The organism is Caldifarcimen microaerophilum (genome assembly GCF_055387105.1).
Genome location: NZ_AP038914.1, coordinates 94,510 through 108,643, shown reverse-complemented (window position 1 = coordinate 108,643; position 14,134 = coordinate 94,510). Strand labels below are relative to the sequence as shown.

Genomic DNA, 14,134 nt, shown 5'->3' with positions numbered 1-14,134 from the left:
AACGGACCTTTCCAGAACCGCTGTGCTGGATTTGGGGATCCGGGACCTTCAGGCATCTGGAGTGGGCATCTTCAGGATGTTGCGGACCCGGCGGTCAATCTCCTCCAGTTCCTGGGCCAGGAGATCCCGAATCATGCGCCGAATCCGACCGATGCTTCGGGTCTTGCCTGGCCCACCCTGGGCCAGCCACGCGGCCACTTTCTCCGTGCATGCCTTTCCCAGTTCCGCCAGCGCCTGGTGGTCCGGGTTCTGGGAGTCAAACTGGGGGATAGAAATCACGTCGAAAATCTTTTTCCCTACATGGGGATGCCCTTTTTGACTTCGCCTTCGTAAGGGTTGCAATCGTTCATCCAAACAAGGGGCATTGAGTATAGAGCCGAGGTAAAAGGCCTCCTCTTCTGTATTTGCGGAAAAGAAATAAGTCGTGTAATCGGAGACAAATCTCACCGAGATTTCTTGGCTTTCGTTTCTTATTTTAAGTTGGGATGTCCATTCTATGACCGCGGCGAACATAATCCTGTTTATATCAGGATACAGCACCCAGTACCGTGCATGAGGGTCTTGGGACGTCAATTTATGCCGGTAATCCAGCCATTCAACAACACTCATGCTTTTGGCCTTGGCCCCGCGGCGCTGTTCCCATTCTTTCTGCACCCGTTCCAGCCACCGGGCCAGGCCATAGAAGCCCCGCTCCTTGGCTTCCTCGGCGGTCACCAGACGGTAATGATCGTCTTCAGGTTCGATGGGGAGCACCACCAGGCGGAAGCCCAGATGGCCAAAGGGCACCAGGTCAGAGGAAAGCAGGGTGGCATAGAAAAAGCGGCTTTCCACATTCCCCTGGAGCATCACATCCCGATAGGCATCCTTCGCCGTGGACCGGGCCCGCTGTGCGGTGCGCACAGGCGGAAAATTCGGGTCAAAGCCCATGGGCGAGGGAGCGATCTCCACAAACCAGAAGGTACGGGGGACAAGGGTCGCACCCTGGAAGAAGCGCGCGCGATAAGGGCTTTCCGAGGTTTTGGAATGGCTATGGGTAGCAGCCCAAAAAGAACGTTTTCCTCGCCGGTTAAGGTAAAAGGTTACGGTTTCCACATGGAGCGCGGCTTCGGCCTCGTGAAGATCCGCATTTTTGCGGGGCAGGCGACCAGCAAAAACCTGTCCCGGGATGGCCGTTGTGGGCTTCCGGTTCGGAGAGGCCGGAACCTTCCGGGCCATCAGCACGCAGGCCGGCACGTTGAAGAGGGGATCCACCGGCTCCAGGTCCCAGAGTTCCTCATAGTCCAGGTATACTCCGGAAAAGGCCTGACGGCGCAAGCCATCATGCTGGTCCGCGGTGAAGAGACTTCGGGGGAGCACAAAGGCGATGGTGCCGCCTTCTTTCAGATAAAGATCCGCAGCCCGCACCAGAAACAGTGTGCCCAGTTCCATCTGGGTGATCAGTTCCCCGCGCCCGGTGAGCAAGCGATAGACCCGGGTCATCTGGTGTTTGAGAAAGGTTTGATAATCAGGTTGTTCCACATAACGATAGGCCAGCCAGGGAGGATTCCCCACCACCACGTCAAAGCGTTGCTGAAGGAAAAGAGGTTTATAGGCGTTCTTGAGCACAAAAGCCCAGATGGTATCCCGTTTTTCCTCCAGAAACCGTTTCAGGGTCTCGGCAATCAGGAAAAGGGCCTGGGTCCATGCAGGATCCTGCACCAGTTCCGGATGGCGCACTTTCAGGAAATGGTTGAACGTCTCCTCTGTGGGATGTTTCCCGGCCCACTCTTCAGCAAACTCCCGGGTCGCTTCCACAGCAAGGTCATATAGGGCAGGGTCTTTGATGAGGGTTTCCGGCAAATACACAGGAACGCCCCCGAGATCAACGCGGAAGCTCGGGGTCTGTCTCCACAGAGTCGGCTGAATCTCGCGTTCGGGCAACCGCAGGGCATTGGCCAGATAGATGGGGATCACTATTTTCCCGCGGCGTTTGCGCAGAAGGTCGCCCAGGGCCAGAAGATAGTTCGTCTTGGCCACAATCACAGCCAGAGGATGAATGTCCATGCCGACCACCGCGTCCTGGATGTGTTTCAGCGTGTCCGCGGTGTCGCCCAGAAGGCGCCGTTTGGACCGAATGGCCTGGTAAAGGAACGTTCCCGATCCGCAGGCCGGGTCCAGCACACGGGCCTCTGGATGATTCTCCAGCACGTGCTCCACCATCCGGGACGCGAGCCAGTCGGGCGTATAGAATTCGCCCAGGTCATGACGGGTTTTGGGGTCCACCAGATCCTGATATAGGGATTTGAGCACATCTTCTGAAAGTTCTCGCAGGTTATAATTGCGAAGCAGGCTGAGCAGGCTTCGAGCAATCTCCAGCGCGGCTTTCTGCACAGGCGGTCGAACCGGCCAGGAAAAGAAATCCTCCTCAAGAAAGTTCTCAATGCCCTGTTCCTTAAAAAAGCGGCCCTCCAGAACCGCGGTCAGATCAGTTTCCGACGCTGTTGTGGTTTCGACCAGCCGCATCCAGGCCATAAGCTTGGCCAGCATGGCCAGATAGGTATGGCGGATGAACAGTTCGTCATCGGCCAAGGGACTTCCATAGACGATGCGGAGGTATTTATCCCAGGTTTCATAAATCACCGCGAATTCAGAGGTTGACTTGAGACGCTCCCAGAGATCCAGAAGTCGGTGGGCACTGACCTGGAATGCCTGGCTGCGGGGGCCAAAATCCCGAATGATGTTTTCCGTACGGGGGCTGAGGAGTTCCCGTCGACAGAGATAGCGATCCAGCCAGAAATAGAGATCTCCAGGATGTTCCAGGCTGGTTGCGTCCAGTTCGTCAAGAAGTTCCAGGCGAATGTCCTCGGCCTGCATTTCGTTCAGATCCGGTGCATGGGGCAACGGCGTGTAGACCCGGAAGTGCACACCGTCCGAAGCGATGGCCAGATAAGGCGTGCGGGCGTCCGGGGGCTCCTGAGACCACAGCAGGGCCACATATCTGCGCAGTTGTTCTTCTGCCTCTCGCAGCTTTTCGGGGCGGGTGAGGTCGCGCTCAAACTCGATGATCACATTGCCGAAAAGTTCATCCGGCCGACCCCGGAGCACCGCATCTTTTTGACGCATTTTGATGAATCGCTCGGCCCCGGCGACATAGTCTTCAAGAAAGCCCGGCTGCAGGCCAAAGAGATCTTTCAGGAGCAAGGTGAATCGCTGGGTACGTGCGGGCTCAGACTGCAGGTTCTGGACGGCCTGGAGATAGTCCCGAACGATGCGATCACGCTGGGGCTTGTGGATATCAGGCATCCGCCCGGGTTTTTCTGAAAGCTTACTTCTTTTTCGGGGGCTCATGGGGCAAATCCATTGCCAGCCGGCGCGCAATCTCCAGGGCCGCGGCGACACGGATAATCTTCACATCGGAAAGACCCTTAAACTGAAGAAGCTCCTCAAGGGGCCGGCGTGCAAGATTCCATAGGGAACCATAATGATCCAGAACTTCCTGCGCAATGGCGAGTGCGGACTTGCCCTTCACACCGGTGGAGATCAGGATCGCGAGGAGTTCGACTTCTGAAAGGGCCTCCGGCCCCAGTTCCCGCAGCTTTCCCCCCGGATGCCGCCACGTTCTGGCCATGGGTTCACTTCACCCCCACCACGAAGGGCTTGAGCTGCTCCTCGGTCCGGCCGTCCGGATACCGCACGATGAGTTTGGCGAGGTGCAGACCTCCCCGGAGTCTCCGGCCGTCCCGCCCGCGACCATCCCAGCAGAAGGCATAGCTTCCCACGTGCCGCGCAAGGGGCGTGGCCCGCAGACGCCCGGCGAGATCATACACCTCCACCGTGAACTCCGCTGCAGCCGGTCCGGACACCGACAGGTTCAGGCATTCCCCCCGGGAAAAGAGCACCACGTTGGGCGAAAGCGTCAGGGTCGCCTGGGGGGCCTCCTGTGCCTGATGGACCACCACATCCCCCTGAAAACGGGGAAGGAGCTGATAGGTGGTCTGATATTGCCCCACCACACCCGTCACCGACACCACGTTCCCTTTCTCCAGGGACGCCATGAGGGAATCCAGTCCTGTCGTGGAATAAGCATACACCGTCACAAGCGACCGTCCGTTCCAGAGCCTGAGCGTGAATCCGCTCCCCGAAAGATAGGGCTTTTGCGCCACCACCCCGGAGTCCACCCGCACCAGCATGCCTTCCAGGCTCTCTCCAATCCCTTCGTCCCGGGCAAGCCGGACCGGTTCCGGCAGGGTCCCGCGACCCAGGCGGTGAAGGGCCGTGTCGTCCACGAGCACCACCTCGGTGAGCCCCTGATATTCTGTCACCACGCCCCGGAGAAACACCAGTTCCCCCGTGTCCAGCGCAGGAAGCGTGAAGCCCGCAAACACGTTCACACCCCCCGTACGATCCTGGAGATAGAAGCTGGTGAGCCCTGCGGGAGAAAAGGCCCGGGACGGTGCGGTCACCACACCGCCCACCACCACGGTGTCCCCCACCCGCTGGGAGGTGTCCCCATCCGGCCCCGGCGTCTGGATCTCTCCGATGGCGTCGGTTCGAACCATCACCGGCGAGCGAAGCACAGGGGCAGGGGAGGAGGCGGGATCGGGGCTCGTGGCCGCCTGCAGGGTCACCTGATCCGCGTTCAGGAACACACCCCGCAGAAGGAGCGAATCCCGGGCCACCCCGGGGGAGAAACTCAGGCGAACCTGTCCCGCCACCGTGTCCACCGTAAGGGGTTTGCCATATTCCACTGCGGAGATGTGCAGGCTGTCCTTGGGGAAGGAGACCACCGCCTGTCCAACGGACACCGGGGCGTCCATCACAAGCCACACGGAATCCAGTGTATCCCCGGTGAAGAAGGGCCAGGACAGGGTGAAGGTCCCGGCGCCCTTGCCGGTGGGGAGGATGTCTTCCACGCTCCGGGGAGAGACCACATACTGATACACGCCTGAACGGCTGTCCTGCTGGATCACGCCCAGGAGGTGGAAGGTGTCGGGGGGAAGGACCACACCGGCAAGACCCGATCCGGATTCGGCATAGATCCAGCGCTGTCGTCCGGAGGGATCCTGGGCCACCACCGCGTTGGTGGTGGTGTCATACCGTCCCCCTTCGGACGCAAAGGAAAACCGGCTTCCCACCACGTGGACATTCGCCACATACACGAGTTTGCCTTCCACCGCCTCCCCGATGGAGGCAAAGTCCAGCGTTTCCGGAACCACCGGCCGACCGGTGGCCAGGACCTGGACCAGAGACGCCGGGGTGAGTTCGGCCAGGTCGTAATAGGGATCATACACCCCCTGCACCTCCACCGAATCGCCCACCTGAAAGACGCCCTCGGGACGATAGAGCACAATCCCACCCGTGGCGTCCTGAAGGAACACCTTGTCGCTGAACACCGCGCTCACCGTTCCCTGAACCCGCACCGAAAGACCGCGAAGCTGGGGCTCCAGATTGGGGTCGTGGAACACGGAGAGGGGAAGGATGCCGGTGGTGTCGGGACGAATCACGAAAGCAAGAGGGCTTCCGGCAAGGGGCGCAAGGGAATCCAGACCGGTCCGGACGTGGATCCACCGGGTTCCGGGCAGACCCTGAGGGGTGTAGCCCAGAAGGAGGAGTCGCCCCGTGTCCCCGGGCATCACGCTGAGCCCGGAAAGATCCACGATCACCGATGAATCCGTCGTGGTCACGGTGGGTGTGGCCGAAGCAAAGGCACCACCGGTCTGGACGTTGCCGTTCCAGACGTGCTCTCCCACAAGTTCCACCTGAACCTGCGCCACCCCCTGAGGAGGGACCACCGGAAGGTCCAGCGCATAGGCGAGTTCAAGATCCACCGGCGTTCCCGCGGAGGCCTCATCTGGCGTGATCCAGGCGGTTCCGGCACCGGCGAGATATCCCGAAAGGGAAACGCTTTCAAAGCCAAGAGAAGGCAGTCCCCTGAAGGTGGCGCTTTCCGCCGTCTGGGCGGTGAGGGTATAGGTCCCTTCGGCGGGAACCGCCCACTGAACGTCCACAAACCCCGTGTCTCCCTTGAGAAGGGTGAAGGAGGAGACGTCCAGGAACGTGGCAGACACGTTCACCACGGCACCGGCGAAGGCGCCTCCCGGTGTGGCCGACAGGAGGTTTCCTCCAGCGGGGAAGAACACCCGGAAGCCGTGGAGGGTGTCCGGGATGGTGCCCACCAGGACGATCCGGAAGGTTGCGGTGTCTCCCGCAAAGCCAAGGGCAGGTTCCATCCACCAGAGACCGCTTCCTGCAGCATCCTGGAAGAAAAGATCGCCGTCTCCCCGGGGCTCGATCTTGCTGGCATCAAAGGCAAAATACAGGACCCCTCGCACTGTGGTCAGGGTGTCGCCGTTTGCCGGGCTGTACACATAGCCCGACGCGTCGTCCACCCGGACGGTGTCGGCAGGGCCACCGTCGGAAATCATCCACTCCCCGAAGCCCAGGTTGTTGTTCACCACCACCGCGTTTTCCACCTGAACCAGCACAGCCTCATAGGCTTCGGAGGAGTCACAGCCTGTGCACAGATGCCGGGCGCCCACCGTCTGCGCCGGGACCATCCGTACACGTTTTTTGATCACCTTCACGGAATCGAGCGGGGAAATCTCGGTCATGCCGTTGTATTCGGAGACCGTCCCCCAGATCTGAACGCTGTCCCCCTCGTCCAGCTGGGGAAGGGTTCCGGAAAAGTTCCCGGTGTACACGTAGATGCCGGACCAGGGTCCCGTGGTGTCCTGAACGAAAAAGCCCGAAATGGAGAACTGCCAGGTGGAAGGGGGGGCGGTGACGATCCCGGTGAAGGTCGCCCGCTGACCGTTGAGGGGAGAGTCACCCGTGGGGTTGGTGGTGAACTGGATGTCCCGGATCTGGACCGGGGTATACTGGGCCCATACGGGAAGGGCAAGGACAAAAAGAAATCCCATGAAGCGCAGCACGACATCCTCCTTTTTCGGTCCGGGCTAATTGTACCCCGCCTGCACAGAACCTTCAACGTACACCGTTCCCATGCGCAAGGTTCACCCCACAGGGCATATAATTATACTCAAAAAGGAGCCAATATGGAACGGGAAGTGTATTACTATCACCTCGGGGATGTGGATCTCCACGCCCACACCACGGCCTCGGACGGGAAGCTCACGCCGGAAGAACTGGTGGCCCGGGCGAAATCCGTGGGCCTTCGGGCGGTGGGGATTGCCGACCATGACACCTTCGGAGGCATTGACGCCGCCATCGAGGCGGGGAAAGAAATGGGGGTGGAGGTGGTTCCGGCCATTGAACTCTCCTGTGAGGCGGACGGTCATGACCTTCATCTTCTGGGCTATTACATGGATTATCACAACCCCGAACTCCAGGAACGGCTGCAGTATTTCCGGGATATCCGGGAACGCCGGGCTTTCCTTATGGTCCAGAAACTCAACGAACTGGGTTATGCCATTTCCTGGGAACGGGTGCAGGAAATTGCCGGGGACGCTCAGGCCATCGGACGGCCCCACGTGGCCCAGGCTCTCCTGGAAGCCGGACTGGTTTCCTCCTGGCAGGAAGCCTTTGATCGGCTGATCGGGGACGGAGGTCCGGCCTATGTTCCCAAGGCGAAAATGACCCCGAAAGAGGCCATCGAACTCGTGCTCACCTATGGCGGCGTGCCTGTGGTGGCCCATCCCGCCCTGAACACCACGCCCGACTATGTGGAACGAATGATCGAATGGGGGCTCCGGGGCATTGAGGTCTATCACACCCGCCACAGCCCGGAGGACGTGGAGCAATACCGGGCCCTCGCCGAAAAGCATGGGCTCCTGATCACGGGAGGGTCCGACTTTCACGGGATTTCTGAGGAAATCAACGACTCGGACGAACACGGGGAGCTGGGCGATGTCCGGGTCCCCTACGCGTTCGTGGAAGCCCTGAAGGAGGCGGCCAGAGCCCTTCGATGAGTACTCCGTTTCTGGAACAGTACCGGGCCATCAAAGCCGAACATCCGAACGAACTCCTGTTCTTTCGGATGGGGGATTTCTATGAGCTCTTTTTCGAAGATGCGGAAATCGCCGCCCGGGAACTCGGCATCACCCTGACCTCTCGCCCGGTGGGCAAGGCCGGCCGGATTCCCATGGCCGGGGTCCCGGTGAAGGCTGCCGAATCCTATATTCAGCGTCTCCTGGAGCGGGGATATCACATCGCCGTGTGCGAACAGATCGGAGAAGCCGGCGGGAAGCTCATGGACCGGGCGGTGGTGGAAATCATCACACCGGGCACCGTGCTCTCCGAATCCTTCCACCGGGATAAAGAACATCTGTATGTGGCGTCCTTTGTGAAGCGCGGAAACGAAGCGGGGGCCGCGGTGGCGGATGTGTCCACCGGTGAGGTCCTCCTGTATGAGGGGGAACCCGATCGAATCCTTCAGGAATTTCAGACCCTCCGGGTGCGAGAAATCGTGGTGCCCGAAGGCGACGATCCATCACTGGATCCCCTGAACATTCCCCTCTCCCCCTTCCGGAGAGAGGCCTTCGCTCTCCGTCGGGGAGAGCAGGTGGCCGAGGAGGTGTTCCGTGCTACCTATGCCCGGAACCATCCCCGGGCCCTGGAGGCGCTCGGGGGACTCTACCACTACCTCGAAGTGACCAAGCGGGGCATGCTGGAACACCTGCGGAGTCTCCGGTTCGTGCCTTTTGACGAGGTCCTCTTTCTGGACCCCCGAACCCTTGCCAACCTGGAGGTGCTCCGTCCCCTTCATCCGGAAGCGGGCGGAAAGAGCCTTCTGGACGTTCTGGATTTCACCCGGACGCCCATGGGAGGGCGCTGGCTCCGCCACGTTCTTTCCCATCCTCTACGGCGTCTTGAGACCATCACCACCCGGCACGAACGGGTGGCGCTCCTCCTGGAGCATGAAGACCTCCACCGAACCCTCCAGGACCTTCTTGGGGAGATGGGGGACCTTCCCCGGCTCCTCTCCCAGGCCACCACATCCCGCATCACCCCCCGGCGCCTTCAGGTCCTTGCCCGGAGCCTGAGGGAACTGAAACAAATTAGCGGCCTTCTCGAAGGCACGCCCCTCCAGCCCCTTACGGAGCCCTTTTCCCCAGATCTTGTCCGTCTGGGAGAGGACCTCCTGGAGCGGATGGTGGAGGAGCCGCCGCCCTCGCCCACCGAAGGACCCCTGTATCGCCCCGGTGTCTATCCTGAACTGGACGAACAGCGAGAGCTTGCCGAACGGGGAGAAGAAAAACTTCTGGAACTGGAGGCCCGGGAACGGGAACGCACCGGGATTCCCAATCTCCGTGTGGGATACAATGCGGTGTTCGGCTATTACTTTGAGGTCACCCGCTCCCATCTGGACAAGGTCCCTCCAGACTATATCCGCAAACAGACCCTGAAAAATGCGGAACGGTTTCTCACACCGGAACTCAAGGCGCTGGAAGAGCGCATCACCTTGGCCCGCTCGCGGGTGGAAGCGATCCAGAAAGAGCTGTTTCAGGAAGACGTTCGCCGGGTGGTGGCCCGGGCGGAGGAGATCCTTCAGGCAAGCGAAGCCCTTGCCGAACTGGATCTCCTGCAGGCCTTTGCCGAGGCGGCCCGCCGATACGAATACACCCGGCCCCGGATGCGTCCTTCCGGCGAACTCCACATCCGCGGAGGGCGTCATCCCGTGGTGGAGCGCCTGGTGGACTTCGTTCCCAACGACACCCACATGGACCCCCAGAGGGCCCGACTGTTTGTGATCACGGGTCCCAACATGAGCGGGAAGTCCACCTATCTCCGTCAGGTGGCCCATATCGTTCTCATGGCCCATGCGGGGAGTTTTGTTCCGGCAGAGCATGCCGAAATTCCCCTGGTGGACCGGATCTTCAGCCGGATCGGGGCCTCTGATGACGTGGCCCGGGGCGTGTCCACCTTCATGGCGGAAATGCAGGAGGTTGCGGAGATTCTCCGGAACGCCACCCCCCGCAGTCTGGTGATCCTGGATGAGGTGGGACGGGGGACGGCAACCTACGACGGACTGGCCATCGCCTGGGCGGTGGCGGAATATCTCTACAAGGACATCCGCGCCTTCACCCTGTTCGCCACCCACTTCCACGAACTCGCCCAGCTGGCCGATCTGTATGTGGGGGTGAAAGCCTACACGGTGGAGGTGAAGGAATGGGAGGGAGACGTGGTGTTTCTCCACCGGGTGGTGGAGGGGGCGAGCTCCCGGAGTTACGGGGTCCACGTGGCGAAGCTTGCGGGGCTTCCGGACAAGGTACTCCGGCGTGCTCGGGAGATCCTGGCCCGCTGGGAGGCGAAGGGTGAGCGCAAACTCCGGGACGTGCTGGCAAAAGAATCCCTTCCCGGGCTTTTTGAACAGGCCCGTCCTGCCACTTCCGGCGCTCTGGATCGGGTGCTTCCCATCCTGGAGCGGATCCGGGATCGGCGGATGGAAACGCTGACCCTGGAAGAAATTCAACAGCTTCTCCGTGAACTCAAGGAGGTTTCCCAACATGTTCTCGCTGAAGTTCGGTCGTCTTCTCGGAAATGATGTGGCGGTGGATCTGGGGACCGCCAACACCCTGATCTATGTCAAAGGTCAGGGGGTGATCCTCCGTGAACCCTCTGTGGTGGCGGTGGACAGGGTTTCCGGCAACCTCCTGGCGGTGGGCCACGAGGCCAAGCGGATGCTGGGGAAAGGTCACCGAAACATTCTGGCCAAGCGTCCCCTCAAAGACGGGGTGATCAACGATTTTGAGCTCGCTCAGGAGATGCTCTATGCTTTCTTGAAAAAGGTGATCGGAAAAACCATGTTCGTTCGCCCCCGCATCCTGGTGGCCGTGCCCTCGGGGATCACGGAGGTGGAGCGCCGGGCGGTTCGGGATGCCGCCGTGGCGGCGGGCGCGCGGGAAGTGTTCTTGGTGGAGGAACCTGTGGCCGCCGCGGTGGGCATCGGACTGCCGGTCCACGAGCCCATCGGAAACATGATCGTGGATATTGGCGGTGGAACCACGGAAATCGCCGTCATCTCCCTTTCGGGGATCGTGGTGAACGGGTCCATCCGGGTGGCGGGGGACGAAATGGACGTGGCCATCCAGAACTATATCCGGGATCGCTACAAAATGACCATCGGTGAGCAGACGGCGGAGCAGATCAAACACACCATCGCCCAGGTGTCTCCGGTGTTTGACGGGGTGCTCCGGATGGAAATCCGGGGACTGGACGTGCTTTCGGGTTCGCCCCGGACCATCGAGATCACATCGGAGGAGGTTCGGGAAGCCCTCAAGGGGCCTCTCCAGACCATTGTGGACGCCATCAAGAAAACCCTGGAACGCACCCCGCCTGAGCTCGTGGCGGACATCATCGACCAGGGGATCTATCTGGCCGGTGGCGGGAGCCTCCTGAAGGGCCTGCGGGAACTCCTTCAGGAAGAGGTGAACCTGCTTGTGCACACGGTGGAGGACCCGCTGGACTGTGTGGTGAGAGGGGCGGGAAAGATCATGGAGGACATGGAAACCTATGAGCGCCTGCTCCTGAAACCCAAGGACGTGGGCACGTCCCGACGCTATTGATGCGGGATCTGATTCCCTTCCTGATGGCTCTGTTGCTTCTTCTTCCCCCCGTGGGTCAGACGGTGCAGGAGGCCATGCTTCCTGTTTATCGTCCGATGAACGAACTTCGCGCCCTGATCTGGACCTACCGGTGGTGCGCTCTGGAAGAAATCCAGCAGTCTCCCCCGGATCTCGGCCAGGAGAACACCCTTCCAGAAGGCCGGCTCCGCCTCCGGGGAGCGTTTCCGGGAGATGATCCTCAGGAACTTGTGCTGGAGGGAAACCCGACCGGGGAAATCCTTGTGGACGACCGGGGTGTGTTTGCCGGGCGCATTGTGCGCTCCGCCGGTCGGGCCCACACCGCCCGCACCCTTTTCTCTCCGGGGCTGTGTGTGAACGTTCGGGTGGGCGACCGCGCCCTCTGGGGACTGGTGTGTGGGGGACAACCTCCGGTGTTGCTGTGGATCCCGGTCTACGTTTCCCTCTCTCCCGGGGAAACCCTGCGAACAGCCGGCTTTTCCGGAGTTCCCGAGAATCTCCTTGTGGGCGTGATCACGCAGGTGGAGACCTCGCGCATTGAGCCGGGGTTTTTCCGGGCCGAGGTGGAGCCCTTCGCCCGCTATCACACCACCCTGTTTTTCTGGAGCACGGGACATGAAATCTCTTCTGTGGACCCTGGCGTTTCTGGCCGCGAGCTACCTTGAGGGAAGCCTTGCTCTTCCCCGGTGGATACCGGATCTGAGCGTGGGATTTCTTCTCCTTGGTAGCGCTGAGGTCCCGGGGTTTGTGTGGGTTGCCCTTTTTGGAGGGCTCTTGCGGGGCGGTCTTTTTGGATGGATGGAAATCCCCCTTCTTTTCACCAGTTTTGTTCTCCTGGAACGGCCCCTCCGTCACCGGCTGAACTTTGAAAGTCGAATGGTGCGGGGGATGTGGTTTGCAGGCTGGGCGATTGTGCTGGGGGTGTTCGTGCACACGGGCGTGGAGCGGGCGTTTCTGGGCGGGCTCGTGGCTTTCACTCTTTACGAAATTCAGCAGCGTTCTTTCCCATGAACCCTGTGCGGATCCGGATTTTCCAGGGTGCTTTTCTTGCCGTGTGGATGGGACTTGTCTCGGTCCTTGCCTATCGGCAGATTGTTCGGCGTGCCCATTATGTCCGGCTTTCCCGGGCCAACATCCTGCGGGCCATCCCCCTTCCTGCTCCCCGGGGCCTCATTCTGGATCGAAAGGGTCGTCTTCTTGCCGGATACACCGGGGGGGTGGCGTTCGTGCGCACGGATCCGGCGGTTAAAACACCTTTCCCGAGCTACACCCCGGCCCAGGTTCGATACCTCCCTCAGAGCCGCGTGCTTCCCCTTGCCCAGGCCCTCCCCTATGTGGAAGAGAGCTTCCGCTATGCCGGTGTGGTCCCCCTCCTCTTTCCCCTCCGGACCTATCCGGCGGGGTCGCCGGTGGGTCACCTGGTGGGGTATGTGGCCGAAGCCCGGGAGGACACGGCATGGGGGCGTTTCGTGGGCAAGATGGGGGTGGAGCGAGCCTTTGAATCCCGGCTTCGAGGGGAGGATGGTCTTCGCTTTCTTCAGGTGGATGCCCGGGGGGAGCTCCGGCACTGGGATCCCCTGCCTCCTGAGCCTCCCGTGATCCCTCCTCCCCTCCGCCTGTCGGTGGATCTCGAGCTTCAACGCACGGCGGACAGTTTGTTCCGGGGGCACCGGGGGGCGGCGGTGATGCTGGATGTGCGCACCGGGGAGGTGCTTCTTCTGTATTCTTCGCCCTCTTTTGATCCGGGACGGCTTCTTTCCCCTGCCGAGCGCAGTGCCTACTGGAAAGAGCTCCTCTCCCATCCGGACAGACCCCTTCTGAACCGGGCACTTCAGGGGCTGTATGCCCCCGGCTCCACCTTCAAACCCCTTTTCCTTCTTCTTGCCCTGGCCCGGGGGGTTGTCACGCCCGAGGAACGCCTTGCTTTTTGCGACGGCACCTACACGCTGGGCTCCCGGACCTGGAAGTGCTGGGATCCTGCGGGACACGGGGCGCTTGCGGCCGTGGACGCCATCGCCCAGTCCTGCGATGTGTATTTTTACGCGCTGGCTAACCGGATGGGCCTCGAATCAACCCTTTCCCTCCTCCATGCCATCGAAGTCCCCCTCCACCGTGCCCCTCTTCTCCTTCCCGAAGCCCGTCGGGGAACGTCTCCCACCCTGGAGACCTACAGGAATCGGTATGGACCGGAACCTCCCAAAGGCCTGGCCCTCAACCTGGCCATCGGGCAGGGAGAGATTTTGATGACACCCTATGAGATGGCTCTGATGGCCGGTCTTCTTGCCACCCGCGGACGTCTTCCCGCTCCTCACCTCCTGGCCGATTCGGTCTCCGGGGACACCCTGCAACTGGACGCACCCGAACGGGCATGGGAGGTGGTCCTTCGGGGGATGTGGAAGGTGGTGAACGACTCTTCTGGAACCGCCTATGGGGCACGCCTTGAGGGGCAGGTGTATGCGGGAAAGACAGGCACCGTCCAGAATCCCCACGGGGAGGAGCACTCTCTTTTCATCGGCTTTGCACCCTACGATACGCCTCGCGTGGCCTTTGCGGTGGTGGTGGAGAATGCGGGTCACGGAAGCGAGGTGGCGGCCCCCTTTGCCCGGGCCCTC

Annotated in this window: 8 protein-coding genes and 1 pseudogene; 6 read left to right on the top strand and 3 right to left on the bottom strand. The window is 61.1% G+C overall.

Annotated features, from left to right (window positions below; all coding sequences use genetic code 11):
* Positions 1-48: 48 nt before the first annotated feature.
* The 3 genes from AC6HU3_RS00510 to AC6HU3_RS00500 are packed head-to-tail and all read right to left on the bottom strand — an operon-like array spanning position 49 to position 6,911.
* Positions 49-3,282 (bottom strand): N-6 DNA methylase, encoded by a 3,234-nt coding sequence (locus tag AC6HU3_RS00510; RefSeq protein ID WP_497473854.1) that lies wholly within the window; start codon positions 3,280-3,282, stop codon positions 49-51.
* Positions 3,283-3,304: 22 nt separating this feature from the next.
* Entirely contained in the window at positions 3,305-3,607 is a 303-nt protein-coding gene (locus AC6HU3_RS00505; protein ID WP_497473853.1) for a UPF0758 domain-containing protein, read from the bottom strand.
* A gap of 4 nt (positions 3,608-3,611) precedes the next feature.
* A complete protein-coding gene (locus tag AC6HU3_RS00500; RefSeq protein WP_497473852.1) occupies positions 3,612-6,911 on the bottom strand; it encodes a hypothetical protein in 3,300 nt (1,099 codons plus the stop codon).
* Between the two features lie 123 nt (positions 6,912-7,034).
* Between AC6HU3_RS00500 and AC6HU3_RS00495 the strand changes: the two genes are divergently transcribed.
* From AC6HU3_RS00495 to AC6HU3_RS00470, 6 genes and pseudogenes are all read left to right on the top strand, one after another.
* Positions 7,035-7,907 carry a PHP domain-containing protein gene (locus AC6HU3_RS00495; protein WP_497473851.1) on the top strand — a complete coding sequence of 291 codons (873 nt, stop codon included), beginning with the start codon at positions 7,035-7,037 and terminating at the stop codon, positions 7,905-7,907.
* The gene (mutS, locus tag AC6HU3_RS00490; RefSeq protein ID WP_497473850.1) at positions 7,904-10,483 is read left to right on the top strand and encodes a DNA mismatch repair protein MutS; all 2,580 of its coding nucleotides are present in this window, start codon (positions 7,904-7,906) and stop codon (positions 10,481-10,483) included. Before AC6HU3_RS00495 ends, mutS begins: the two co-directional genes overlap by 4 nt.
* On the top strand, positions 10,446-11,504 hold the full coding sequence (locus AC6HU3_RS00485; protein WP_497473849.1) for a rod shape-determining protein: 1,059 nt from the start codon (positions 10,446-10,448) through the stop codon (positions 11,502-11,504). Before mutS ends, AC6HU3_RS00485 begins: the two co-directional genes overlap by 38 nt.
* Positions 11,504-12,187 (top strand): rod shape-determining protein MreC, encoded by a 684-nt coding sequence (locus tag AC6HU3_RS00480; protein ID WP_497473848.1) that lies wholly within the window; start codon positions 11,504-11,506, stop codon positions 12,185-12,187. The genes AC6HU3_RS00485 and AC6HU3_RS00480 overlap by 1 nt, the downstream gene beginning before the upstream one ends.
* Positions 12,138-12,533, top strand: a complete 396-nt coding sequence (locus tag AC6HU3_RS00475; protein ID WP_497473847.1) for a hypothetical protein — start codon at positions 12,138-12,140, stop codon at positions 12,531-12,533. The genes AC6HU3_RS00480 and AC6HU3_RS00475 overlap by 50 nt, the downstream gene beginning before the upstream one ends.
* Positions 12,530-14,128, top strand: a pseudogene (locus AC6HU3_RS00470) (penicillin-binding transpeptidase domain-containing protein); the annotation flags it as partial. The gene AC6HU3_RS00475 and the pseudogene AC6HU3_RS00470, both read left to right, overlap by 4 nt.
* Positions 14,129-14,134 lie beyond the last annotated feature (6 nt).